At 48.9% G+C, this 24,740-nt stretch carries 22 protein-coding genes; 7 read left to right on the top strand and 15 right to left on the bottom strand.

Annotated elements, in window-relative coordinates:
* Window positions 1-48: 48 nt before the first annotated feature.
* Entirely contained in the window at window positions 49-474 is a 426-nt protein-coding gene (locus GPK90_RS07305) for a DUF5722 domain-containing protein (RefSeq protein ID WP_215702618.1), read from the top strand.
* A gap of 285 nt (window positions 475-759) precedes the next feature.
* On the top strand, window positions 760-1,854 hold the full coding sequence (locus GPK90_RS07300) for a putative ABC transporter permease (protein WP_215702617.1): 1,095 nt from the start codon (window positions 760-762) through the stop codon (window positions 1,852-1,854).
* A gap of 61 nt (window positions 1,855-1,915) precedes the next feature.
* Here the strand turns inward: GPK90_RS07300 and yajC are convergent, their stop codons facing one another.
* From yajC to scfA, 5 genes are all read right to left on the bottom strand, one after another.
* Entirely contained in the window at window positions 1,916-2,194 is a 279-nt protein-coding gene (yajC, locus tag GPK90_RS07295; RefSeq protein ID WP_015553085.1) for a preprotein translocase subunit YajC, read from the bottom strand.
* A 20-nt stretch (window positions 2,195-2,214) separates the two neighbouring features.
* Entirely contained in the window at window positions 2,215-3,360 is a 1,146-nt protein-coding gene (gene tgt / locus GPK90_RS07290) for a tRNA guanosine(34) transglycosylase Tgt (protein ID WP_015553084.1), read from the bottom strand.
* Window positions 3,361-3,404: 44 nt separating this feature from the next.
* Window positions 3,405-5,645, bottom strand: a complete 2,241-nt coding sequence (gene secD / locus GPK90_RS07285; protein ID WP_215702616.1) for a protein translocase subunit SecD — start codon at window positions 5,643-5,645, stop codon at window positions 3,405-3,407.
* Window positions 5,646-5,786: 141 nt separating this feature from the next.
* Window positions 5,787-7,193 carry a thioether cross-link-forming SCIFF peptide maturase gene (gene scfB / locus GPK90_RS07280; protein ID WP_144365843.1) on the bottom strand — a complete coding sequence of 469 codons (1,407 nt, stop codon included), beginning with the start codon at window positions 7,191-7,193 and terminating at the stop codon, window positions 5,787-5,789.
* Window positions 7,194-7,441: 248 nt separating this feature from the next.
* Window positions 7,442-7,588, bottom strand: a complete 147-nt coding sequence (scfA, locus tag GPK90_RS07275; RefSeq protein ID WP_015553081.1) for a six-cysteine ranthipeptide SCIFF — start codon at window positions 7,586-7,588, stop codon at window positions 7,442-7,444.
* A gap of 393 nt (window positions 7,589-7,981) precedes the next feature.
* Between scfA and GPK90_RS07270 the strand changes: the two genes are divergently transcribed.
* Window positions 7,982-8,341 (top strand): TIGR04086 family membrane protein, encoded by a 360-nt coding sequence (locus GPK90_RS07270; protein WP_215702615.1) that lies wholly within the window; start codon window positions 7,982-7,984, stop codon window positions 8,339-8,341.
* On the opposite strand, the gene GPK90_RS07265 is transcribed toward GPK90_RS07270, so the two are convergent.
* The 8 genes from GPK90_RS07265 to GPK90_RS07235 all read right to left on the bottom strand — a co-directional run bounded on the left by GPK90_RS07265 (window position 8,338) and on the right by GPK90_RS07235 (window position 15,819).
* Window positions 8,338-8,457, bottom strand: a complete 120-nt coding sequence (locus GPK90_RS07265) for a hypothetical protein (RefSeq protein WP_021904606.1) — start codon at window positions 8,455-8,457, stop codon at window positions 8,338-8,340. The genes GPK90_RS07270 and GPK90_RS07265 overlap by 4 nt on opposite strands.
* Before the next feature lie 12 nt (window positions 8,458-8,469).
* Complete coding sequence (locus tag GPK90_RS07260) at window positions 8,470-9,597, bottom strand: sodium ion-translocating decarboxylase subunit beta (RefSeq protein ID WP_215702614.1); 1,128 nt, start codon at window positions 9,595-9,597, stop codon at window positions 8,470-8,472.
* A gap of 332 nt (window positions 9,598-9,929) precedes the next feature.
* Entirely contained in the window at window positions 9,930-11,144 is a 1,215-nt protein-coding gene (locus GPK90_RS07255; protein WP_486463539.1) for an HlyC/CorC family transporter, read from the bottom strand.
* Entirely contained in the window at window positions 11,128-11,292 is a 165-nt protein-coding gene (locus GPK90_RS19010) for a hypothetical protein (protein ID WP_252197386.1), read from the bottom strand. Before GPK90_RS19010 ends, GPK90_RS07255 begins: the two co-directional genes overlap by 17 nt.
* Window positions 11,293-11,616: 324 nt before the next feature.
* Entirely contained in the window at window positions 11,617-12,306 is a 690-nt protein-coding gene (locus GPK90_RS07250; protein ID WP_015553074.1) for a P-II family nitrogen regulator, read from the bottom strand.
* A gap of 8 nt (window positions 12,307-12,314) precedes the next feature.
* Complete coding sequence (locus tag GPK90_RS07245) at window positions 12,315-13,859, bottom strand: DUF1538 domain-containing protein (protein ID WP_215702613.1); 1,545 nt, start codon at window positions 13,857-13,859, stop codon at window positions 12,315-12,317.
* 295 nt (window positions 13,860-14,154) lie between these two features.
* A complete protein-coding gene (locus GPK90_RS07240) occupies window positions 14,155-15,321 on the bottom strand; it encodes a cellulase family glycosylhydrolase (RefSeq protein ID WP_182426786.1) in 1,167 nt (388 codons plus the stop codon).
* A 15-nt stretch (window positions 15,322-15,336) separates the two neighbouring features.
* Window positions 15,337-15,819, bottom strand: a complete 483-nt coding sequence (locus tag GPK90_RS07235) for a hypothetical protein (RefSeq protein WP_118531080.1) — start codon at window positions 15,817-15,819, stop codon at window positions 15,337-15,339.
* A 157-nt stretch (window positions 15,820-15,976) separates the two neighbouring features.
* On the opposite strand from GPK90_RS07235, the gene GPK90_RS07230 reads away from it, so the two are divergent.
* Together GPK90_RS07230 and GPK90_RS07225 are read left to right on the top strand one after the other, a co-directional pair.
* Entirely contained in the window at window positions 15,977-16,702 is a 726-nt protein-coding gene (locus GPK90_RS07230; RefSeq protein WP_118531082.1) for a response regulator transcription factor, read from the top strand.
* 560 nt (window positions 16,703-17,262) lie between these two features.
* The gene (locus tag GPK90_RS07225; RefSeq protein WP_182426787.1) at window positions 17,263-18,129 is read left to right on the top strand and encodes a sensor histidine kinase; all 867 of its coding nucleotides are present in this window, start codon (window positions 17,263-17,265) and stop codon (window positions 18,127-18,129) included.
* A 158-nt stretch (window positions 18,130-18,287) separates the two neighbouring features.
* Here GPK90_RS07225 and GPK90_RS07220 read toward each other — a convergent pair whose 3' ends face one another.
* Entirely contained in the window at window positions 18,288-19,544 is a 1,257-nt protein-coding gene (locus tag GPK90_RS07220; protein ID WP_252197385.1) for a M20 metallopeptidase family protein, read from the bottom strand.
* A gap of 335 nt (window positions 19,545-19,879) precedes the next feature.
* Window positions 19,880-21,103 carry a tyrosine--tRNA ligase gene (gene tyrS, locus GPK90_RS07215; RefSeq protein WP_215702611.1) on the bottom strand — a complete coding sequence of 408 codons (1,224 nt, stop codon included), beginning with the start codon at window positions 21,101-21,103 and terminating at the stop codon, window positions 19,880-19,882.
* Between the two features lie 705 nt (window positions 21,104-21,808).
* Between tyrS and uraA the strand changes: the two genes are divergently transcribed.
* Both uraA and GPK90_RS07205 read left to right on the top strand, forming a co-directional pair.
* Window positions 21,809-23,062 (top strand): uracil permease, encoded by a 1,254-nt coding sequence (gene uraA / locus GPK90_RS07210; RefSeq protein ID WP_215702610.1) that lies wholly within the window; start codon window positions 21,809-21,811, stop codon window positions 23,060-23,062.
* Window positions 23,063-23,425: 363 nt separating this feature from the next.
* Complete coding sequence (locus GPK90_RS07205; RefSeq protein ID WP_215702609.1) at window positions 23,426-24,688, top strand: M20/M25/M40 family metallo-hydrolase; 1,263 nt, start codon at window positions 23,426-23,428, stop codon at window positions 24,686-24,688.
* Window positions 24,689-24,740: the final 52 nt, after the last annotated feature.

Raw genomic sequence — 24,740 nt, 5'->3', positions numbered from 1 at the left:
GGATGCAGGACGCTGTTCACCGGTGCTGTCTCTGCACTCTGTTTTTCTATGGCTGTCCCGGCCTATGCCGACCACTATCAGACTCCAAAGTCCATCAAGGGCGTTCTGATCAACGAGCATGCCCAGATCCCGGATGTCCTCGAAGTCGGCGCTTCCCAGGTCGTTTTAAACAACGCCCTCAAAGACACCGATTACGGCATCGCATGGCACGCGTATCCGGAGACCTTTGAGGATCCGGTATTTTCCGATGACCAGTATGTCCAGGAGAAAGCCGATACCTATATTATCAACCTGAAAAACCTTCACATTCTGACCGATTACATGCAGAAGGCGGATATGCTCTCCCCGGCTGGAAAAGTCCGCCATCTGATCCTTTCTGAGCAGGGACTTCTTTCCGCCCATTATGCATTCGGTCTGATCGATGTGAACGGCAATAAGAAGCCGAGTTTTGAGGTGTATAAGAATCTTCAGTAATTCTGAAAAGAATGTGCCTCGGCACATTCAGGCGCCTCATGTGATCTCTTGCAGCATCTTCACTCACGCAAAGCGCCATCACAGCTGCAGAACTTTTCACTCCGGGACGCAAAGCTCCACCTTGCCATTTCCGGTCTCCTGTCGTATGATATGGATAATCTCGGCAGGACATATGCCGTATCTCAATCTTCTGCGATGCCGTTTCAGTTGCTGCCTGACGCTGTTTTTCTGAATAAGCAGCTCTGTTTCCGGCAAAAACAGATATTTACAACCGAAAGGAGACTTATGTACACTTACACCTGGTATCAATGGCTTACATTTTTTTATCTGTACTGTTTCTTCGGATGGATCTTCGAATCCACCTATGTTTCCTTAAAGCAAAGACATTTTGTCAACCGCGGCTTTTTGCGGATCCCGATGCTGCCGCTATACGGAAGCGGTGCTGTCATGATGTTGTGGGTATCACTCCCGTTCCGGAGCAGCCTGATCCTCACCTATATCTCCGGCGTTATCGGCGCGACCGCACTCGAATATGTCACAGGGTATGTGATGGAACAGCTTTTCAAGGTCCGCTACTGGGATTACAGCAACCAGCCATTCAATGTTCACGGGTATATCTGCCTCACCTCATCCATCGCCTGGGGCTTTCTGACGATCTTTATGACGCATGTGATCCACAAACCGATCGAGCGTGCCGTCCTTGCGATGCCGCTCATGTGGAACCTGTTTTTCGTGTTCTTCGTGACCGTGATCTTTATCTATGATTCCATCGTCTGCACGAAGGAAGCACTTGCCTTCGGAAAATCACTGGAAGCTATGAAAAAAGTCCGTACAGAGCTCGATAACCTTCAGGTACAGACTGCTCTCTTAAAGATGAATGCCGAAGACAGGATCCAGGAAGCGAAGGAAGAGTTTCTGGATCAGCTCGAAGCAAAACGTGTCCAGGCCGCTGCCCTCACCGGGATGAACCTGGAAGATCTCAAGGAGAAAGCAGGAAACAAGCTCGAAGCGCTCAAAGAAAAACCGTCTGCCGGGATGTCCGCGATCCGGGAAAAAGCAGGATCCGCCGCAGGTTCTCTCCGCGATCTCTCCAATGTCAGCCTTGATGAGCTGAAAGCAAAGGCCGGCGGAAAACTCGACAGTCTGAAAGATCTTACCGTGATCCATCTGGAAGCTCTCCGCGGAAAATCCCCGGAACAGCTTGCTGAGATGTTAAAGGAGCGCGAATCACGGCTTTCCGCTCTCTTAAAAGAGCGCAGACCATTCCGGAAAGACAGGATCCGCTCCAACCCGACCGCCGTTTCCCCGAAATATGCCCGTGAATTCGAGGAATTAAAGAAGTATTTTGAGGATGAAGGAAGAAACGCGAATCCGCAGTAAAAAAAGAGGTCCATCTCCCACCAACGGGAAATGAACCTCTTTTTTTACTGTTTTTCAGGTCTTACGCCTCCGGTTTTTCAACCTGAACGATCGCCTGTTTCTGCATCGGGATACGGCAGTTCTTATTGTTGCCAAACTCAACGATAACAGTATCGTCTGTCATATCAATGATCACTCCGTAGAATCCGCTGGATGTCAGCACGCTGTCACCGACTGCGATGCTTGCCATCAGTTCCTGCATTTTTTTCTTTTCCTTCTGCTGCGGTCTGATCGCAATGAAGTACATGAAAGCAAAGATTAAAACAATATATCCAATCCAAAATGCCGGGCTGTTAGTCATATCCGTTGCACCTCCTTTTCTTATACCTTGTCTTTATAGTTCCCTGTCACGCCCTCCAACTTTTTCTCTTTGTACTCGGCGTAGCAGTGGTTCTCGATAGCTTCCCTGATCTCCGTCATCATTGTGTTGTAGAAGTAAAGATTGTGGAGCACGCATAAGCGCATTCCAAGCATCTCTTTTGCCTTCAGGAGATGGCGGATATAGGCCCTGCTGTATGAGCGGCAGGCCGGACACTGGCATCCCTCTTCGATGGGGCGCATATCCTTTGAAAACTGCTCATTAAACAGGTTGATCTTTCCGTGGTTTGTATATACATGACCATGACGGCCATTTCTTGTCGGGTAAACGCAGTCGAAGAAATCGACGCCGCGGTCCACCGCTTCAAGGATGTTCGCCGGGGTTCCGACACCCATCAGGTAAGTCGGTTTCTCTTCCGGCAGATGCGGAACCACCGCATCGAGGATGCGGTACATCTCCTCGTGACTCTCACCGACCGCAAGTCCGCCGACCGCGTAGCCGTCGCAGTTCATCTTCGAGATCGTATCCGCATGCGCGATCCGGATATCCTCGAAGGTTCCGCCCTGATTGATGCCGAACAGAAGCTGTTCCTTATTGACGGTATCCGGCAGGGAGTTTAATCTCGCCATCTCCGCCTGGCATCTCGCCAGCCATCTTGTAGTTCTCGCAACAGAATTCTCCATGTATTCTCTGGTACACGGATGCGGAGCGCACTCATCGAATGCCATCGCGATGGTGGACCCAAGGTTTGACTGGATCTGCATGCTCTCCTCCGGTCCCATGAAGATCTTATGACCATCGATATGGGAGTTGAAGTAGACGCCCTCTTCCTTGATCTTTCTGAGTCCGGCGAGGGAAAATACCTGAAATCCGCCGGAATCGGTGAGGATCGGACGATCCCAGTTCATAAACCTGTGGAGACCGCCGAGCTCCTTGATCAGCTTGTCGCCGGTCCGGACATGAAGATGGTAGGTGTTGGAAAGCTCCACCTGTGTCCCGATCCCGCGAAGGTCATCGGTGGACACAGCGCCCTTGATCGCGGCGACAGTTCCTACATTCATGAATACCGGCGTGTGGATCGTGCCATGGACTGTCTCTACGTCAGCCCGTTTGGCACGTCCGTCTTTTGCCAGAATCTTATATTTCATATTTTTCTTGCCTTATCGTTATTTTCGGAGCAACACTCTTCCGGCTATTTTCCGGATTTCTTTGCTTCCTTTGCTGCCTTCTCAGCATCCTTCTTTGCCTGTTTTTCAGCTGCGTCCTTCTTCTGCTTCTTTGTAGTCATAACATACCACATAGCGCCTGTCAGGCATACGGAAGAGTAGGTACCACAGATGATACCTGCCATTAACGGGAGTGCGAACTCACGGATGGAGGATACGCCCATGATGAACAGAACAAATACCATGACAAAGGTCGTCAGGGATGTATTGATGCTTCGTGTGAAGGTCTGGGTGATACTTGTATTTACAATATCAACAGTGGATGCCTTCGGTCCCATGAGCTTGATGTTCTCACGGATACGGTCGAAGATAACGATCGTCGCGTTGATAGAGTATCCGACGATAGTAAGCAGGCAGGCGATCGCTGTGGAACCAACGGACCACTTTGCGAGGGCATAGCATGCAACTACAACCAATACGTCATGGACAAGGGCTAAAACAGCACTTGCAGCGAAACGGATATCCTTGAATCGTACCCAGATATAGAGAAGCATAAATACAGTAGCGATCGCTGTAGCCATAACCGCGTCGCGCTTCATCTCAGCACTTACCGCACCGGAGATGCTCTCTGCGGTGATCTTTGACTCATCAACACCGAAGTTCTCAACAAGTGCCTCGTCTAATGCCTGACGCTCTTCCACGCTTAAGGTTCTTGTCTTGATGATCACCTCGTTTGTTCCGGCAACCTTCTGTGTCTGCGTATCCGCACTGTTTGTGATGGATTCGACTACCGGAACGACCTCGCTTGAGATTCTCTCCAGGGACATGTCCTCATTGAAGGTCACGCTTGTGGAGGTACCGCCCTGGAAGTCAAGGGAGTAATTGAACGCGTTTCCGATGGAGGACTTGTTCATTACCATTCCTGCAACACCTGCGAGGATCATGACAGCTGAGATGATAAAGCAGATATTTCTCTTTCCGAGGAAGTTGATCGCCTTCTTCTCTTTTCTGATGCCGTAGAACTTCTGATCCTGGAAGCCAAGGTTATACAGGGTGTTCAGTGTGAACTTTGTAACGAAAAGTGCTGTGAACATGGAAAGAACGATACCAAGGGCAAGTGTTGTAGCGAATCCTTTAACTGTACCGGAGCCTCTCCAGTAAAGAACAGCTGCTGCGATCAGTGTTGTCACGTTACCATCGACGATGGCGGATAACGCTTTCGCAAAACCTGTCTTGATCGCGGAATGAACTGTCTTTCCGAGACCGATCTCCTCCTTGATACGGGTGAAGATGATGACGTTCGCATCAACCGCCATACCGATGGAAAGGATGATACCGGCAATACCCGGAAGTGTTAATGTAACCTCAAAGGCCGCGAGCAGGATCAGCATCAGTGTCACATAGAGGCAGAGTGCAAGGGATGCCGCAAGACCCGGGACGAGGTAAACTGCGATCATGAATACGCATACGATTCCGAAACCGATCGCGCCGGCCTTTAAGCTTGTCGTGATCGCTTCCTGACCGAGCTTCGCGCCTACCACGTTGGATCGGAGTTCCTCCAGTTCCAGGGAAAGGGAACCGATACGGATCGTGGACGCAAGATTCTCAGCCTCTTCATAGGAAGTCATTCCGGAGATGGAGGCCTGTCCGCCTGTGATCGCCTGCTGTACGGTCGGGTTAGAGTACATCACATTATCGTAAACGATCGCGATCTTCTTGCCGACGTTCGCTGCAGTCACATCTGCGAATTTCTTAGTACCTTCATCCGTAAATGTAAGCGCTACTTCATAGTTATTGTTTCCTGTCTGCTGGTCTTTATAGATCACAGCTTTCGCAGAAGCTACATCGGTTCCTTCCAGTACAACATTCCAGTTCTCATCATAGAACTGTAAGGATCCCGGCTTACCGAGCTCTTCCAGGATCTTGTTCGCATCTGTGACACCCGGAATATCAACATTGATACGGTTTCCGCCTTCCTGATAAACCTCTGCCTCAGAGCTGTAGTTCTGTACTCTCTGCTGCAGCTTGTACTGGGTATCGGACATATCCTCAGCACTCGGATTCTCTTCCTTCGCCTGGTAGGTAATGCTGACGCCGCCTGCCAGATCCAGACCGAGCTTGATTCCGCCATTCTGGGAGGTTACTCCGTTCTCATCGGTGACCAGCTTACTCTTCTGAAGAGTATCATAGCCGAAAAATCCGAAGATACCGAGCACAACGAGCAGTCCCAGGAGGCCGAGCAGTCCCTTTCCTTTGTTGCTCTTCATGATAAAATCTCCTTCTTGATATGATTTCGAGGTCCAAAAGGCTTTTTGTCCCTCTTGATTCCGGAGTCCGCTGTAAGCACCGCCTCCGTCATCCTTACAATAACAATCCGGGGTTTTCTGCCCCTGACCGCTATGATCGATTTAGTTGTTTTCCTCGTCCTCCGCCAAAGCAGCACGGATCATAATCGCGCACTCGATGCGTTTTTTCTGCATTTCGCAGCCGATATCGTAGGCATCCGTAATGCTGCCGTGGAAGTTGAAGGAATTTGCCGCGCATCCGCCGCTGCAGTAGAATCTCGCAAAGCAGTTTTTGCATTTTTCTTTCGCGTATACGTTGCAGAGCTTGAATTCATCGCGCACCTTCGTGTTGACCACGCCGGTATCCACGTTTCCAAGCAGGAACTCTTCATTTCCAACGAACTGGTGGCACGGATATAAGTCTCCCCACGGAGTTACCGCAAGATACTCGGTTCCTGAACCGCAGCCGGACAGACGTTTCGCAACACACGGTCCCTGACTTAAATCAAGCATGAAGTGGAAGAATTTGAATCCTCTTCCCTCTTTCTGACGCTTTACAAACTCTTTTGCGAGTCTGTCATACTCATCCATGATCTGCGGAAGATCTTCCTCACGGATGGAGTACGGCTCTTCCGGAGCTGCAACTACCGGCTCCATAGAAAGCTTCTCAAAGCCGAGATCCGCATAGTGGAGGACATCGTTTCCGAAATCCAGGTTGTTTCTTGTGAAGGTTCCGCGGACGAAATAATCCTTCTCGCCGCGTGATTTCGCGAATTTCTGGAATTTCGGAACAATAAGTTCGTAGCTTCCCTTACCATTTCTGAACGGACGCATCCGGTCATTGACCTCCGGACGTCCGTCAAGGCTTAAGACCACGTTGCTCATTTCTTTATTGCAGAACTCCATGATCTCATCGTTTAAGAGTACGCCGTTTGTTGTCAGCGTGAAACGGAATTTCTTATTGTGCTCCTTCTCCTGGGAACGTCCGTATTCCACAAGCTGTTTTACCACGTTCCAGTTCATAAGCGGCTCGCCGCCGAAGAAATCAACCTCAAGGTTGATGCGGTTTCCGGAGTTTGCGATCAGGAAATCCAGTGCCTTCTTTCCGACCTCAAAGCTCATGAGGGCGCGGCGTCCATGGTACTCGCCTTCCTCTGCGAAGCAGTACTTGCAGGCAAGGTTGCAGTCATGGGCAATATGAAGGCAGAGGGCCTTCACGACCGTCTGGCGTTTCTTGAAATCGATCACATAATCTTTGTAAATATCCGCAGCGAACAGCTCCTCCGCGTCGATGAGCTCCTGAATATCGGAGAGGGCATCCTCAATATCTTCTGCAGAGTACTTACAGACCAGTGCTTCTCTCACTGCTTTTTTCTGGTCATCCGTGAGAGGCATCGGTTTTTCCATATCCGGGACGATCTTCGCGAGAATCTCCACGGCATCGTAGAGCAGCGCATCCACAGAATGAACCGATCCGCTATTTACGTCCAAAACAATATGGTATCCATTATTTATATACTGATGTATCAAAGCTAACTTTCTCCTACTGTCTTAATTTTCAGGTGACTGTTCCGTCTCTTACCGGTTACAGTCACGATCTGGTGGTCTCCTGACTTCTTTCTTACCTGCCCTTTACGGTCTGTCAGTGGCGGCTTTCCCGGCATCGCTGTCCGGGAAACCCGTCACCGGCAGATTCTTTGATCAGACAAGAAATAGCCCCTACAATCATACGACCGTAGGGGTCTCTTTAAAAACTTCCGTTTATTCGAAGCCCCGCATTAGCGGTTGCTGTTTTCACAGCTCTGGTTTCCTACTGTGCAGGATGTCTTGCATGCAGACTGGCAGGATGTCTGGCATTCGCCGCAGCCGCCCTTCTTCATGCTGTTCTTTAAAGTGTTGGAACTTAAAGTTTTTACATGCTTCATGGTATCATTTCCTCCTGTTCTCTTATCGTGGGCATAATACCCCGAATTTAAATGAAATTATACCATACGATTTTCTATTATGCAACGGATTTTATTGCCGTGATGCAGGAAAATCCGGTACGGATATCCATTTTTTATCCGCATAACATGCCGCAGGCAGCTTCCTGATCGTGTCAGGCAACCACAAAGGAAAAATATCCGGGTGCTTTTTTCAGCCAAATCGGCTCATCAGTTACAAGATCAGCCGCGCGATGCATATGCATGGCCTTTCCTCACATATCCTGTATAAAGTAAACGCCCACACCATGATGTCCTCTCAGAATCTTTCTGTTCCCGATTTTATGAGTTCCGGAAAGACTCCCGGAGTACATCCTTCAAGAAAGGAGCTTTCTCATGCAGACAAACCCGGTATGGCGCATGGTACGCGCCCTGATCGTAACTTATATCCTCTCCGGCATTCTTCTGGTGGTGCTTTCCTTCGCCCTCTTTAAGTTCCGTCTCCCGGAAAACCAGGTAAACGTCGCCGTCTGTGCCGTCTACGTCATTTCCTGCTTCTTCGGCGGCATCCTCGCAGGAAAAACAATGAGGACCAGGCGCTTTTTCTGGGGCCTGGTCCTCGGAACTCTCTATTTTCTGTTTTTATATCTCATGTCCCTCGCCCAGAAGGACGGTGTCACGGAAGACACGAAAAGACTTCTCTCTGTCCTCGCCATGTGCACATTGAGCGGAATGGCGGGCGGGATGGTGAGCTAACGGTCTCCCACCTTCGTGAGGAGATAAACAACGAGCGCCAAAATCCCCATCACAACGAAGATTCCAAGCATTCCCTTCCACATGATTCCTAAAGCAAGCATTGTATTTACATTCATAGTCCAGACCTCCTACATAAAGAATCCAAGGACGATTCCGCCGGCAACCGCCGATGCGACCTGTCCGGAAACATTGGCTCCGATGGCATGCATCAGGAGATGGTTCGTCTTGTCCTCCGCGATTCCCATCTTCTCAATGACACGGGCAGACATCGGGAATGCGGAGATTCCTGCTGCTCCCACCATCGGGTTCACTTTGTTCTTGCTGAACAGATTTAAGAATTTCGCAAACATGACGCCGCCGATGGAGTCAAAAATAAAAGCGAAAAGTCCAAGTCCCATGATCATCAGTGTCTGTAAGCTTACGAACTGATCCGCTTTCATGGAGAAAGAGATCGTGATTCCGAGAACAAGTGTGATCAGGTTCGCGAGTGTCGTCTGCGCTGTTTCGGAAAGGCTGTTTAAGCAGCCGCATTCACGGATCAGATTTCCGAACATCAGGAATCCTACAAGAGCAACAGACGCCGGAGCGACAAGTCCTGCGACAAATGTTACAATGATCGGAAAAGCGATTCTTGTGAACCGGCTTACTTTTCCCGGCTCATACGGCATGCGGATCATGCGTTCTTTCTTTGTCGTAACCGCTTTGATCGCCATCGGCTGGATGATCGGCACAAGTGCCATATAGGAATATGCCGCCACTGCGATCGCTCCGATGTAGTTTGACTTTAACACCTGAGATACCAGAATCGAAGTCGGACCATCTGCCGCGCCGATGATTCCGATGGAGGCAGCGTCCTTGATGTCAAAGCCGAGAAGCGATGCCATAAAGATCGTAAAAAAGATGCCGAACTGGGACGCCGCGCCGAAGAGGAACATCTTCGGGTTCGAAAGCAGCGGTCCAAAGTCGATCATGGCTCCGATACCGATAAAGAGCAGCAGCGGGAAAGCCTCCGATGCCTCAATGCCGGATTCAAAGAGCCACTGGATGATTCCATGAGTCTCACCGGCGCCCTCCATAAACTGGTTTAATACACCGCTGGCCGGGAGATTCACAAGGATCGCACCGAAGCCCATCGGCAGAAGAAGGGCCGGCTCATAATTTTTCTCAATTGCCAGGTAGATCAGTAAAAGCCCTACCACATACATGACGACCTGCTGCCAGGTGATCGATAGTAATCCACTCCATAAAAAGTCCATAAAAACTCCTCCTTGAAAATAGTATGCGCAGGTTTTTCTCTTTCCCTGCCAATGGATTCCATGAAATTTTACAGACCGTCTTTTTTTGCCGCCATATCGGATCGCTCTCGGATCCTCAGAGCAACAAAAAAAGACTTTCTGCAGAAATTTCTCTCTGCAAAAAGTCTCGTTACCATTTTACCGGTATGCACCACCAGACGTTTCCGCCGCGATTGTTGACAGTGCATTTCAACTACTCCCCTTTTGGATAGTTTCATATTAATTGGTTTGAAAAAAATTGTCAAGACCGAAAGCTGTACATTTTTCGCTAATTTTGTCGCGGTTCAGTAACTTCACCGTTCGGGTTTGCTCTCCTGCTCACTTTCTTCACTCTTCTGCGGCGCATCCAGAATATACAGATGCACCTTGTCAATCCGGTTTCTCTCCACCGTATCCACCACAAACCGGAGATTTCCGCTTGTGACTTCCTCCCCCGCCTGCGGGAGATGGTCTAAAAGTCCGATAATATAGCCGCCGACAGAGTCGTAATCTTCTGACTTGAGATCCAGACCAAGCTGGTCGTCGAGATCATCGAGTTTCATAGCGCCCTCGATCACATATTCCTTCGGATTGATCTTCCTGATGCTGTCTTCCTCATCCGCATCGTACTCGTCGCGGATCTCTCCGACGATCTCCTCAAGCATATCCTCCAATGTGATAAGCCCGGCCGTCGCGCCATACTCATCAAGAACGATGGCAACGCTATTCATGGTCTTACGGAGTTCCACCATAAGCTCCGTCGTCTTTTTAAACTCGTAGGTGTAATACGGCTCACGCAGGTAATCCCGCAGCTTAAATTCCTTGTCTTTCGGGATCAGGAACAGGTCCTTGATATTCACGATGCCAATGACATTGTCCGTCGTCTCCTCATAGACCGGATATCTCGTATACTTCTCCTGTCGGAAAATATCCATGATCTCCTGATAGCTGGCATTCACATCGAGGAATGTCATATCGATACGCGGAACCATAATGTCCTTCGCGACAGAATCCCCAAAATCGAACACGTTGTAGATCATCTTCTTCTCGTCTGACTCGATCACACCCTCTTCGTGGCTGACCTCCACGATCGTGCGGAGCTCATCCTCTGTGATCGCGTCCTGTTTCTTGTTCGGATCCACATGGATCATCTTTAAAACGCCCTTGGAGAGGCCATCAACGACCACGATCAGCGGTGTCAGGACCTGCATGATCAGGTAGATCGGTTTCGCGAACTTGAGTGACAGGGTCTCGGAATAGATCGTCGCGGAAGTCTTCGGTGTGATCTCACCAAAGATCAGGACTAACAGCGTCAAAACGCCGGTTCCGATACCGACATATTTATTTCCAAGCACGTCTGTGACCAGCACAGTCATCAGAGAAGACGCTGAAATATTGACAATATTGTTTCCTATTAAAATTGCACTGAGCATTTTAGGCTGATTGCTTAAGATCTTCTCCAGCACAACGGCATGGCTGAGTCCCGCCTCCGCGAGATTCCGCACACGGATCTTATTTACCGTCATCATTGCCGTCTCCGCCGATGAGAAAAACGCGGATAACGCCAGAAGTCCAATTACGATCAGTCCCTGCAGGGCTTGCCCTGAATCCAAAAAAATCAACTCCTAAATCTTTATAAATTTGACGCCGCTCGGTTTCTTCCGGGGCTTCGTCCATGTTTTGTCTCCCCGCACGCTCCGCTCTGTGTCCGGACCGGTCGAAGATTTACGAATGATTGTACAATACTCTATATGCAGTGTCAATGGTTTCGGGGCGTTTCCGCGGCGTTTTTTTAATGGCAGTTACAGTACACGGGCACTCCATGCCCGCGCACTGTAACTGGATTTTGCCGATGCTTCGCATTCCGAATCGGCAAAATCCGCGGTCATAACGGTATCATACGGAATTTTCAGTTCAGAAAATTCCTACCCATGAAAAGTAACTAATGGCACCGTTCCGTTCGTTCAGGCCTGTGATCTGCTGCGGTCTGCGCGAAAGATCTTAATCATCCTCATTCTTCTCAATCAGACGCATCCCCGCCGTCTCTGTCACCGGCAGAGAAAAGACGATCGCCCCCGCCTTGCTTCCGATCCCGGCTTCCTTCATGATGCTCTGCATGATGCCGTTTTTATCCTTTGTCTTCGTGACCATAAAGATCATCTCTTTCTCCTGAGCAAGGGAAACGCCTAAAAACTTTTCCGCCTTCTCCATTCCCGTTCCCTTCGCATGGATCACGGTTCCGCCGGTAGCGTTGGCCTTTCGCGCCGCGTCCATGATCACATCCGTATAGCCCTGATTTGCGATCACTACAAGAAGCTCGTAGTCTGTTCCTTTCAAGCTGCTTTCCTCCTCTTTCTCAAATCCACGGTCCTCGGTCAAAAAGCGAAGCTGCCGCTTTCCGCCGATGCTGCTCAGGGGAGTCACAAAGGCGATCCCCGTTCCCGGAATATCGATCTTGATCTCCTGTTCCAGGCCCTTTTTTACCTTTTTCCATTCCGCCGCCGTCACTACTGCAAACTGGACGGCCTTTTCCGATGCCTCTAACCCGAAGGCGTCCAGCACCTCCGACGCCGCAGTTCCCCGGCCTAACGTCAGGAATGTGACGGAAATCCCATATTCTTTATAGAAGGCGAGGAATCTCCGGCTCTGGTTCCGGTCGCTGATTGTCGCCATCAAGTATAATTCGCTCATAAAACCTCCTACAATTCAATAATCGCGTCATCATCCAGCAGCTCAAACGCCGCGTATGCCTCGGACTGTCCATGAGCTGCGGACATTCCTTCCTGCACTCCGCGCTTCGCTCTTATTCTCGAAGCCAGCCCCATGACCTGGATCGTGATAAGCGGTGTCATGGCAACCATCGCGACCACACCGAAGGCATCTGTGACAATGTTTCCTCCAAGAACGGAGCAGGCTCCCTGTGCCATCGGAAGCAGAAACGCTGCCGTCATCGGTCCCGATGCCACACCGCCGGAGTCGAATGCGATCGCTGTGTAGATCTTCGGCACAAAAAACGAGATTCCCAGTGCGATCGTGTATCCCGGGACGAGGAACCACAGGATCGAGATCCCTGTGAGTACCCGCACCATCGCAAGTCCGAGAGAAACCGCAACACCCAGGGAAAGTCCCATTCCCATGGCCTTCGAGGAGATCGCTCCGTCCGTGATCTCCTCAACCTGTTTATTGAGAACGTACACGGCAGGCTCTGCCTTTACGATGAAGTATCCCATGATCATTGCGATGGGAACAAGGAACAGCGGGTGGGCGGACTTCGCAAGCACCTGTCCGAGATAATTTCCCGCCGGCATAAAGCCCACGTTCACTCCCGTCAGGAACAGTACCAGCCCCGCATATGTATAGACGAGACCGATCGCGATCTTCTTTAATTTTCTTGTTGTTAATTTTAACATGAAAATCTGGAAAATCATGAAAAATAAGATAATAGGCAGTAAGGAGACCGCGATCTCCTTCATGTAGGCTGGAAGTTCCCTCGCAAAGAGCAGGAACAGTTCTTTTGAATCACCGATCTCCGGGATCACCGGCGGTGTGTAGGCACTGCTGTCCGCCTTGAAGATCATACTTAAGATCATGACTGCGAGGATCGGTCCGATGGAGCAGAGCGCCACAAGGCCGAAGCTGTCGTCCGCCGCGTGACGGTCGCTTCGCGTTGCAGAGATTCCGACACCGAGAGCCATGATAAACGGCACGGTCATCGGTCCCGTCGTAACGCCGCCGGAGTCAAAGGCCACGCTTAAAAAATCCTTCGGCACGAACATCGCCAGTACAAACACCACGCCATAAAAGACAAGCAGCAACGGCGGAAGTGCCACGGAGAACAGCATTCGCAGCAGTGCCACAACAAGAAATGCGCCGACTCCGCATGCTACGGACAAGATCAGCGTCATGTTTGGCACAGCCGGAACCTGATTCGCCAGAACCTGAAGATCCGGCTCCGAGATCGTAATGATGAAACCTAAGAGAAAGGACAGCCCGATCACCACCGGAAGCTTCCGGCTCTTCGTCAGGCACGTTCCCACTCGCTCGCCCATCGGCGACATGGCAAGATCCGCGCCAAGTGTAAAAAGCATCATCCCCGCAAGCAAAAGGACTGCTCCCAAAAGGAAACAGAGCAGGATGCTGGAGGAGATGGGCGCGATCACAAAGCAGAGCACCAGCACGATCGCGATGATCGGCAGTACCGCCTGCAGCGCCTCATTCCACTTCTCCCGCAGTTTTTTTGTCATTCCCAATATTCCACTCTCCTGTCTTTTTGAGGCGGACATTCCCATTCTCTCAAAATCCGCCCTGTTACTTGGTTTCTTTCCACATTCGTGTTCTCTCCGCCAGGTATTTCACGAACAGGGGATGCCGTTACAGGATATGCGGGCTTTCAGCGCCACGATCCTGTAACCGGCGAATTATGTTTAGTATATCATGGAACTGCGAGAAAAGTATGTTTTATAGTGTTAAGTTTTTGTTAAATTTACCAAACATTACGAGCAGCGGATGGCATTCCGCTGCTCGTAACAGTTTCTTCCTTTATTGGAATATTGTTTTAAAAACCGGCTGCATAGACGAGATCCATGTATTCTCTGCCGCATTGTAATACTTTGTATCTGCATTTACCGCAAACGGAATTCCTGCATCACTCAATGCTTTCGTCATAAATTCGGCAAATACTGTCTGTTCTTCTACACTGTATATATTTCCTTTATTATAGTTTCCCGGCATCCAGGCTCCGACCCATGTCGGAATCCCCGTCTGCTGCTGCCATGCAAGCGCCGTCTGGATCTTATCCGTAATCAGCTTTTTCTCAGCATCCGTTCCCGTAGTCCACAGCTTCTTTTCGTTTATCTTATCAGGCCCGGATGCATAAAAATGCCATTCTGCCATAAGGTATCCATTGTGTGCACTTGGAATTTTCAGCTCTGACAAATAATTAGGGTCTGACCGCAGTCTTGGAGAGATCATAATGATCCTGTCCGGGTTTGTTTTTCTGATTTCTGCAACCGTCTGTTCATACATTTCATTCAACGTATCCGGCAATTTATTGATCGCATCCGAAGATTCAATCATCAGATCAAACGCCAACAGATGTGAAGCATCTTTAAAATGTTCTGCGATCCGGCTCCACCATTCCGTCACATGATCCATATTTTCCTTTGTTGGATCTGTTTTAAACTCATGCGCCTGATATGCAATAACAGGAATAATTCCATTTTTCAGACAATCTGTGACCTGCATATCCAACAACGCCAGAAGCTCGGTGCTGATATCATCCTGTACCCGAATTCTGACATGGCTGACCCCGGCTTTCTTAAATTCCTGTACCTGCTTAATGCTGTATGCTCTGGTCTGCTTCTGAAATTCTGACCATGTGACATCCAGACCTTTTCCCAAAAAACTCTGGTACTGCCACGGAAGTACTGCCTGATCTTTGCTCTGCCCGAGTCCTTCGATCCAGGCACCATCTGCGCCCGTGACATATCCATCCGGTGTCATACAGTTTGCGCTCATGTAACCATCCGATTCAAAGTAATACCATTTACCGTCATGGTCCCGAAACCACTGATGCTGAAGAAATGTATGATCATCGCTCTCATATTTCCATCCTGCCGTATCCTGCTTCCACTGTCCAGCATATGAGGGGAAACTGCTGACCACCAGGAACGCAGAAACTGCCAGGCCCAAATAAATCCTTTTCAATCTTGTTTCCTCCACTTATTGTCCGGAAGAAAGAAGATCATCAATCTGTTTCCAAATGCTATTGATCTCTTTCAGCATTTCCAGACGTTTTTCCTTTTCTTTTTCTGCTTCTTTTAATTTTAAGATTGCTGTATCAAAATCTTTGTTCTCGGCAGCCGCCTTCGCTTCTGCGCGAAGATTCTTTACCTGGGAATCCCCGTTTTCCTCACGGATCGTTTTGATTTTCCCACGAAGTGTTTTTGCCTCTTTCCACACACTCTTATCAACCGGAAGCTCTCCTGTCTCCTTTTTGTTCAGATGAATATTTTTGAAATGTTCCATGAAATCTTTATTGGATTCCCTGAGAGCATCCATCTGCTCCTCCATCACTTTCATCTCAGTACGGATCGGCTCCGCTTCCGCCCTATATTCTTTTTTTGTCTCAGCCGCAAACGCAGAGAAGGACATGATTGCAGTAAGCGATAACGCCGCGCATAAAATTTTTAAACCTTTTTTCATCTTGTTACCTCCATCATTAAATTATTTGATGTGTTTATCATACCGTTATCCCTGTGTGCATTACCAGTTCACCTGTGTGGCAAGAATGCGGCAATCATTTACGGTTTTAAACTTTCATGTTAATATGAAAACATAAATACAAACGAGGTAATTTATCATGTCAAAACTGATCTATGTAGTAGATGATGAGTCAAATATCCGTACAATGATGCAGCTATTTCTTGAAAATGAAGGCTTTACAGTAGAGACATTTAAAAATGGTCAGGAAGCCTGTCAGGCCTTTTCCGCAAAAGAACCCGATATGCTTATCCTCGACATCATGATGCCCGGAATCGATGGTCTCAGTCTATGTACCTATTTCCGTCGTCAAAGCCACGTTCCCATTATTTTTGTATCTGCCAAAGATACGCCGCTCGACCGTGTTATGGGAATCACTCTCGGAAGCGATGACTATATTACAAAGCCCTTTCTTCCATTAGAGTTCGTTGCGCGGGTAAAAGCATTATTCCGCCGGTCTGATCCACACTTTTACGATGCCAGCATGACCGATCCTGTCACTCGGTTTATATGTGGAAATCTGGTCCTTTTTCCTGTCAGCCACAGAGTCACAATTCAGGAACGTGATCTCAATGTAACTCCGACAGAATTTGATTTCCTGCTGTATATGATACAACGGGCAGATAATGCTGTTTCTAAAAAAGAATTAGCCGAACAGATCTGGCATTTTCAAGGTCCTAATCCTGAAGCAGATATGCCGGAGGATTTTATTAAACGGCTTCGAAAAAAACTACTATCTTTCGGTTCTACTGCCTTGATCGAGACGGTATGGGGCTTTGGTTATCGGATGAGCGAACGAAAGCCAGAAGGGATCGAATCAATATGATTGGAAAGAGTATCCAAACACGTTTATTTTCTGCAGTTTTTCTCGTGATTTTTATGATGACTTTCGGAGTCGGAATCACCTTTTTCCTTTCTTCTCGTTGGTATGTACAGTACACTGCCAAGAAAGAAACAGAGCATCTGATCAGAATGGTTCAATCGGAGTCGGATCGTTTGAGCACTGACCCGGCTTACACTTCCTCAGATTCTAAGGAAAATACGCGCGAATCTTCAAAAGCTTTGCTTCGTTCTGTCCGGCGGCAGCTCAGAGATCAGCCTTATAATGGTATATTTTTGATTTTTAATTCCAAGCAAAAACTTGTCTTCCCTCAATCCAGTAATGACCAGAATATTTATCCGATATCTGCCTTAGAGGAACAGTGCCGACAGATGATCCAGTCAGGTGAACTGATTTCGGGAAAACCGTCCCGGATTTTACTTTCTGAAGACTTCTGGTACATCAGTATGTATGTGTTTCCGTCCAGTACACCTGTACGGGCAAAGTATTTTGTTTCTGTTGTCCAAATTCCGGATTCATCTGTTTTCTGGAATTATACATGGAAATTGTATATTGCGATTTTAATCGCTTCTGTGTTTTTATCATCTTTTTTAGTATGGGGAATCGCTAGAACCATCTCTGTCCCGATCCAGCATCTTTGTCTTCAGATCCAGAGGATCAATGGAGAAACAGACGCACAGATCCAGGATTCCTATTCTTTAAATGAACTGGAATCTTTAAAACGCTCCTATAACCAGATGGAAGAAACGATCCGGAGATCCGAGGAAGAAAAAAGACAGTTTTTTCAAAACGCTTCCCATGATCTAAAAACGCCGCTTGCGTCTATAACCGGGTATTCCCAGGGGATCGTTTCCAATGTCATAAAGGATCATCAGAAAGCTGCCAGCATCATTCTTTCTGAAAGTCTGCGCATGACTGACCTTGTAGAAAGCATTCTTTCTCTCTCAAAAATGGACTGTCACACATTTGACCTGCATCCGACAGATCTGGAAGTAGTGGAGTTTCTTGATGAATGTGTGGATATCATGAGTACGATCCGAAGGGACTGCGTCATACATCTTGAATCTGCACACCCACTAACAATCCACACGGATCCGGAATTGTTGAAGCGGGTGATACAAAATATTCTTTCAAACTGTCTGCGATATGCCGATCACGAGATTCTGATCCGTATGAGTACAGATGGTAACTCGCTGATCCTTCTGATACAGGATGATGGTCCGGGATTCCCGGAGAAAGATCTCCCTCATATTTTTGAACGTTTTTATAAGGGTGATGGTGGAAAAAATGGAATTGGTCTTTCTATTGTATGGACCGGCATCCACTATCTTGGCGGATCCATTACCGCCGGAAACCGCGCTGTGCCGGAACACGGGGCTTATTATCAGCTTTTATTGCCCCTGTCTTTTTAAAACTGCCAATCTCCCGTGTAAACACAGACTTTATCTCGTTACCCGCGTATGTACGCAAAAAGGCCGGTGTATCGAATTCTTCTTAATACACCGGTCTTTATATTGCTATTCGGACTTTTTACCCGTTAATGGATAATTTTTTTTCATTTCTGTTGCTTTTACAGGTTTCTCTCAACCAGATTCTTTAAGGTTCCCTCGAACGGTTTGAACGGGATCTCCTTATCGTAGTTTAAGAAATCCTTCACATATCCAAGTGCTGCTGCAACACCGTAGATCATGCCGCGCTCATCCACATCGAATTCCGGTGTGTGATGGTTTGCGCCGGTGCCGGCCTCCTCGCTCTGGATACCTGTGAAGGTGATGATACCCGGCCAGAGCTTTAAGCATGCCTGCATGCTCTCAGATGCCATCCACGGCTGTGCAACCGTAACAGCATCCTCACCGATATATTTTCTTACTGCGTTCTTCGCAATCTCGCTGCAGACTGCGTTGTTCTGGCACTCGAACAGCGGATCCGGCATATGAAGGATTTCATATGTACACTGACAGAGCTCGCACTCTTTCTCGACTACGTCCATCAACTGTTTTACAAACGGTGCGCCTGCGCCGTCAACATTGAAGGTACGGATCGTACCGCCGAAGGTCAGCTCGTCCGGAATAATGTTGCGGACGGTTCCGCAGTTTACGAAACCAATGGAGCAGGTCAGGATATCCGTCGGAGCCACATATTTCATGCGGATCATATTGATATGGTTATAGATATTGTTGAAGCAGTCTAAAACACTGTGGGCAAGATCCGGACGGGATCCGTGACCGGCCTGGCCGTGAAGCTTGATGATAAATCCGTATGCACCGGAGAATACAGCGCCCGGCTCCGCGGAGATTGTTCCTGTCGGAACATCCCATTTTACATGTGTTGCCATACAGGTATCGATCTTTAATTTCATTGTCTCAACAGCATACGGAAGTAGATTTCTGATATTTCCGCCGGCTTCCTCGCCGCGCTCAAAGAGGAGAACGATATTGCCGTTTAAGTCTTCCTTATTCTCGTTTAAGATCTTTGCCTCAGCGAGAAGCATCGCTGTGTGGGCGTCATGTCCGCAGGCGTGGGAGATTCCATCGTTCTTGGAGATGCATACCTTTTCCTTTGTGAGGTTTGTTTTGCTCTCCTTGATCGGAAGTGCGTCCATATCGGCACGAAGAAGAACGGTTTTTCCAGGTTTTCCGCCGTGGATCTGTCCGATAATACCACCTTCCGGAACGACTACATACTCGATTCCCAGCGCATCGAGCTCAGAGGCAATATATTTTACTGTCTCATACTCCACGCCGCTGTTTTCCGGATACTCGTGCATATGTCTTCTGATTCTTACCATGTAGTCGAAATTTTTCTTAGCTTCGTTTAAAATATCCATGTTTTCTCCATTCTGGCGGAACCGCTTCGTCATTTACCGACAGCGCAGTTTGTCCGTCTCTTCAGTTTTGGATTTTCAATAGCTGCTCATATCTTCACAGTCATGATCTGAAAATGTCTGTTTCCAGACATCTCTATATTAACATGCGCAGGGAACTAAATCCAGTCCCCTGCGCAGCTTATTTTTTATTTAACGTTACAGTACACAGGCACTCCATGCCCGCGCACTGTAACAGGATTTTGCCGATGCTTCGCATTCCGAATCGGCAAAATCCGCGGTCATAACGGTATCATACGGAATTTTCAGTTCAGAAAATTCTTACCCATGAAAAGTAACTATTTAACTACCACGCGGCGGAAGTTCTTCTTACCACGCTTTACAACGATTCCTTCACCGGAAAGCTGCTCTTTCGTGTATACAGCCTTAATATCCTTCACGATCTCACCATCTACAGAAACGCCGCCCTGCTCTACGTTTCTTCTCGCCTCAGAGCGGGATGCGCAGAGACCGGATTTCTGTACGATGGAAAGGAGGTCGATCGAACCATCAGAAAAATCTGCGTCGGAAAGTTCTGCTGTCGGCATTTCTGCCGCAGCGCCGCCTGCGAATAATGCACGTGCGCTCTCCTGTGCTTTCTTTGCTTCCTCCTCGCCGTGAACAAGGCTTGTAAGCTCGTATGCAAGGATCTCCTTCGCCTGATTTAACTGGCTGCCTTCCCATTTGTCCATCTCATCGATCTGCTCAAGCGGAAGGAATGTGAGCATGCGCAGGCACTTTAATACGTCTGCGTCGCCAACATTTCTCCAGTACTGGTAGAACTCAAACGGAGTCGTCTTATTCGGATCAAGCCAGACAGCGCCGGACTGGGTCTTGCCCATCTTCTTGCCCTCAGAGTTTAAGAGCAGTGTGATCGTCATTGCGTGCGCGTCCTTGCCGAGTTTTCTTCTGATGAGCTCTGTACCGCCGAGCATGTTGCTCCACTGGTCATCGCCGCCGAACTGCATGTTGCAGCCGTATCTCTGGAACAGCTCGTAGAAGTCGTAGCTCTGCATCAGCATGTAGTTGAACTCTAAGAAGCTTAAGCCCTTCTCCATTCTCTGCTTATAGCACTCCGCGCGGAGCATGTTGTTGACGGAGAAGTGCGGGCCGATCTCTCTTAAGAAATCGATGTAGTTTAAGTTCATAAGCCACTCAGCGTTGTTTACCATCATGGCTTTTCCTTCGGAGAAGTCGATGAAACGGCTCATCTGCTTCTTGAAGCAGTCACAGTTGTGCTGGATCGTCTCAACCGTCATCATGGTTCTCATATCGGAACGTCCGGACGGATCGCCGACCATGCCTGTGCCGCCGCCGATCAGCGCGATCGGCTTGTTTCCTGCCATCTGTAAACGTTTCATTAAGCAGAGTGCCATGAAATGTCCGACATGAAGGCTGTCCGCGGTCGGGTCAAAGCCGATGTAGAATACGGCCCTTCCCTCGTTTACCATTTTACGGATCTCTTCTTCGTTTGTGACCTGCGCGATCAGTCCGCGGGCCTGTAACTCTTCGTAAACTCCCATTTTGTTTACTCCTTTTCTGTAATTTTCTGCGGATATTCGTTTCTTCCGCCTGTGTTGGTCTTTATATGAAGACCTGCTATCCGGACGAAGCGTTCTTTCTCCTGCTGCCTGACTCTTTCAGTCTCAGTCCAGTCCGGCAACTCCGGCACTGAACATTCTCCTTGCAGGTACAAAAAAGCCCCGTCCCTTGTTTCCCAAAAGGACGAGGCATACGCTCGTGTTACCACCTGATGTTCCCGAAACGCTCGCACGCTCCGGCTCATGGAGTCCTCATCATAAAAGACTCCGGCATTTCTAACGGGTGCCAGTTCCGTCACAGCCTACTCGCGTTCCGCCGGAATATCCGGTTTCCTCTTTCGGTGTGCAGCTCCGGGATGTATTCAGAAAAAGAAGTCCGCGCGCCTCTCATCCACCGGCAGCTTTCTGTGCGGAGCAGGTCATTTCCCTACTTGTTCCCTTCATCGCTTTTCCATTATATACCGCATGCTTTAACGCGGCTATATGGGTCATTATATGGAGATTCCAAAGCTTTGTCAAGAGCGGAAGCCCTGAAATTCGTTAACTTCATATCCTTTCCTGCAATTTCCCCCTGATTTTTCTGGACAAATAACAAGAATGTGATAGAATAGAAAAAATGCCTGAAACCGGGAACGTCCGGCGCAGGCGCAAGTACTAAAAAACCAATTGTTCTCAAGGAGGTCCCGTATGGAAAGCCATAAGATCATTCAGGTGGACGAAAAGGTTCCCTTTAACCTTCTGATCCCCCTGAGCATCCAGCACATGTTCGCCATGTTCGGCGCATCCGTTCTCGTTCCGTTCTTATTCGGAATCAATCCCGCGATCGTTCTTTTCATGAACGGTGTCGGAACTCTCATGTTTATCTTTATCACAAAGGGAAAAGCTCCCGCCTATCTCGGTTCCAGTTTCGCATTTCTCGCCCCGGCCGGCATCGTGATCGCAAAATTCGGTTATGAATATGCCCTCGGCGGATTCGTTGCCGTCGGTTTCGTCGGATGTATCCTCGCATTCATCATTTATAAGATCGGATATAAATGGATCGATGTCGTTCTCCCACCTGCTGCCATGGGGCCGGTCGTAGCCCTGATCGGATTGGAGCTCTCTTCCAGCGCGGCAAGCAATGCGGGACTCTTAGACGAGACCATTGATCCGAAGAATCTGATCGTGTTCCTCGTAACACTTGGCTTTGCCGTTTTCGGTTCTGTCCTGTTCCGGGGATTTTTATCTGTCATCCCGATCCTGATCGCCGTGATCGCGGGATATGTCGCTGCCGTTGCATGCGGAATCGTTGATTTCTCTGCGGTTGCCGCTGCCCCGATCTTTGCGATCCCGAACTTCACCGCTCCAAAATTTAATATGGAAGCGATCATGATCATCATACCGGTCATCCTGGTCATCACCTCCGAACATATCGGACATCAGGTCGTAACAAGTAAGATCGTCGGCCGCGACCTCTTAAAGGATCCGGGACTTCACCGCAGCATCTTCGGTGACAACTTCTCCACCATGGTCTCCGGTCTCATCGGTTCCGTACCGACGACCACCTACGGTGAGAACATCGGTGTCATGGCTGTCACAAAGGTTTACAGTGTGCAGGTCATCGCCGGAGCGGCTGTGATCTCCATCATCTGTTCCTTCATCGGCAAATTATCGACCCTGATCCAGACGATCCCGGGACCGGTCATCGGCGGAATCTCCTTCCTGCTCTACGGTATGATCGGAACCTCCGGTCTCCGTATTCTGGTCGACTCCAAGGTCGACTACGGCAAAAACAGAAACCAGGCCCTGACTGCCGTGATCTTTGTAACCGGCCTCTCTGGGATCAAGGTGAATTTCGGCAATGTGCAGCTCACAGGTATGGTCCTTGCATGTGTTGTCGGCATGATCTTAAGCCTGATCTTCTATCTCTTTGATAAGATGAATCTTACAAATGATCAGTAAAAGTAACAAAGTGTAACCATCTGGAATAAAACGTAAACTTGCAGGTTCTGCTCCGGTATGCGGTTCATCTCCGCTATCGTTTCAGAACCTGCTTTTTATTTTTTCTACAGCCTGTCCCGCACACATTTCCCCGTCCTTTTTATTCCCGGCTCATTCAAACCGATACTTTTTTCCTGCCCTCTTTTTCCTTTTGTTCTCTGACGATATTCCCTATATAAAGTATACTTACAGAATTATTAGTTTTCTCTGTTTTATTTACAAATTTTCTTTTTCGCGCTATGATATTTCTATCATATGATATTGGGATCAAAAGGTATTTTGTCTCTGATATCATCATATACAAATCGAAAGGATGGTTCCCACATGAAAGAAGCGATTCAGACCCTTTTAACGTCCGACAAGATGGCTCACGCCTTCGAATACCTGAAACAGGATGAAGCGCACACCATCGACCAGCAGATCGAGCTTGTTCAGATCTCCTCCTTCAGCCCATTTGAGGAGAAGCGCGCGATCCGTTTTAAAGAGCTTCTGACCGAGGCAGGTCTCGATCCGGTGATGGACGAGGTCCACAACGTGTACGCCCATATCCATGGAACCGGAAACGGTCCGACTCTCTATGTCTCCGCTCATCTGGACACCGTATTCCCGCCGGAAACTCCGCTCCCGGTGAAACGCGAAGGAACAAAGATCTACGCACCCGGAATCGGCGATGATACCCGCGGACTGGCTGAGATCCTTACACTGGCAAGAGCCATCAAAGAATCCGGCTTAAAACCGGTCGGAGATATCATTATCGGCGGCAACGTCGGTGAGGAAGGTCTCGGAGACCTCCGCGGCATGCGCCACTTCTTCTCGAAAAACGCCGACAAGGTTGACGGTTTTATCTCCGTTGACGGTGCAGGCTGCCTGATCTGCCACGGCGGCACCGGAAGCCACCGCTACGAGGTAACCTTCCGCGGACCGGGGGGACATTCCTTCGGCGCCTTCGGTCTTGTAAACCCGATCTTTGCCATGGGGCGCGCCATCTCCTATATCTCTGAGCTCCGCACCCCGAGAGAACCGAAGACTACCTTCTCCGTCGGTGTCGTAAACGGCGGAACCTCCATCAATGCCATCGCGTATGAGTGTTCCATGCTTGTCGATATCCGTTCCAACGGCTTAAAAGAGCTTGAAGAGCTTGATGCAAAGCTTCAGGAGTGCATCAAACGTGCAGTTGAGGATGAAAATAACCGTTGGGAAACCGAGCGTTCCTACGAAGAATCTAAGGACAGCTTCGATCACAACGGACGTATCACAGTGGACGTAAAACAGATCGGAAACCGTCCGGCAGGAAGCCAGCCGAAGGACTGTGAGATCGTGAGCGCCACAGCCTCTGCGTTCCAGGCATGCGGCGAAGATGTAGAATTTGAAAGCGCAGGAAGTACCGATGCAAATATCCCGATCAGCCTCGGAATCCCTGCGATCTGCGTCGGCGGAGGCGGAAAAGGCGGTGCCTGCCATTCCGTTGACGAGTGGTATGACAGCAAAGACGCCTATAAGGGATCTCAGAGAGTCCTTGCGGCGATCTTCGCGCTTGTGGGACTCGATGGAGTAAGTGAGCCGCTGCTTTCCAGGCGGGAAAGATAAGCTCCGCGCCAAAATACCTTTTGTCTCCAACATCATAATATAAAACAGCATG

Source organism: Clostridium sp. MCC344, assembly GCF_018785365.1.
Classification (GTDB): Bacteria; Bacillota; Clostridia; order Lachnospirales; family Lachnospiraceae; genus Pilosibacter.
Note: the sequence above shows the minus strand (reverse complement) of the source record. Positions and strands in the feature narration are given on the sequence as shown.

Excerpts from the sequence above, each read along its gene's own strand:
- GPK90_RS07305 (WP_215702618.1), top strand. The coding sequence starts at position 49 with ATGGCTGTCCCGGCCTATGCCGACCACTATCAGACTCCAAAGTCCATC.
- GPK90_RS07300 (WP_215702617.1), top strand. The coding sequence starts at position 760 with ATGTACACTTACACCTGGTATCAATGGCTTACATTTTTTTATCTGTAC.
- yajC (WP_015553085.1), bottom strand. The coding sequence starts at position 2,194 with ATGACTAACAGCCCGGCATTTTGGATTGGATATATTGTTTTAATCTTT.
- tgt (WP_015553084.1), bottom strand. The coding sequence starts at position 3,360 with ATGAAATATAAGATTCTGGCAAAAGACGGACGTGCCAAACGGGCTGAC.
- secD (WP_215702616.1), bottom strand. The coding sequence starts at position 5,645 with ATGAAGAGCAACAAAGGAAAGGGACTGCTCGGCCTCCTGGGACTGCTC.
- scfA (WP_015553081.1), bottom strand. The coding sequence starts at position 7,588 with ATGAAGCATGTAAAAACTTTAAGTTCCAACACTTTAAAGAACAGCATG.
- GPK90_RS07270 (WP_215702615.1), top strand. The coding sequence starts at position 7,982 with ATGCAGACAAACCCGGTATGGCGCATGGTACGCGCCCTGATCGTAACT.
- GPK90_RS07265 (WP_021904606.1), bottom strand. The coding sequence starts at position 8,457 with ATGAATGTAAATACAATGCTTGCTTTAGGAATCATGTGGAAGGGAATG.
- GPK90_RS07260 (WP_215702614.1), bottom strand. The coding sequence starts at position 9,597 with ATGGACTTTTTATGGAGTGGATTACTATCGATCACCTGGCAGCAGGTC.
- GPK90_RS07255 (WP_486463539.1), bottom strand. The coding sequence starts at position 11,144 with ATGATGACGGTAAATAAGATCCGTGTGCGGAATCTCGCGGAGGCGGGA.
- GPK90_RS19010 (WP_252197386.1), bottom strand. The coding sequence starts at position 11,292 with ATGGACGAAGCCCCGGAAGAAACCGAGCGGCGTCAAATTTATAAAGAT.
- GPK90_RS07250 (WP_015553074.1), bottom strand. The coding sequence starts at position 12,306 with ATGAGCGAATTATACTTGATGGCGACAATCAGCGACCGGAACCAGAGC.
- GPK90_RS07245 (WP_215702613.1), bottom strand. The coding sequence starts at position 13,859 with ATGACAAAAAAACTGCGGGAGAAGTGGAATGAGGCGCTGCAGGCGGTA.
- GPK90_RS07235 (WP_118531080.1), bottom strand. The coding sequence starts at position 15,819 with ATGAAAAAAGGTTTAAAAATTTTATGCGCGGCGTTATCGCTTACTGCA.
- GPK90_RS07230 (WP_118531082.1), top strand. The coding sequence starts at position 15,977 with ATGTCAAAACTGATCTATGTAGTAGATGATGAGTCAAATATCCGTACA.
- GPK90_RS07220 (WP_252197385.1), bottom strand. The coding sequence starts at position 19,544 with ATGGATATTTTAAACGAAGCTAAGAAAAATTTCGACTACATGGTAAGA.
- tyrS (WP_215702611.1), bottom strand. The coding sequence starts at position 21,103 with ATGGGAGTTTACGAAGAGTTACAGGCCCGCGGACTGATCGCGCAGGTC.
- uraA (WP_215702610.1), top strand. The coding sequence starts at position 21,809 with ATGGAAAGCCATAAGATCATTCAGGTGGACGAAAAGGTTCCCTTTAAC.
- GPK90_RS07205 (WP_215702609.1), top strand. The coding sequence starts at position 23,426 with ATGAAAGAAGCGATTCAGACCCTTTTAACGTCCGACAAGATGGCTCAC.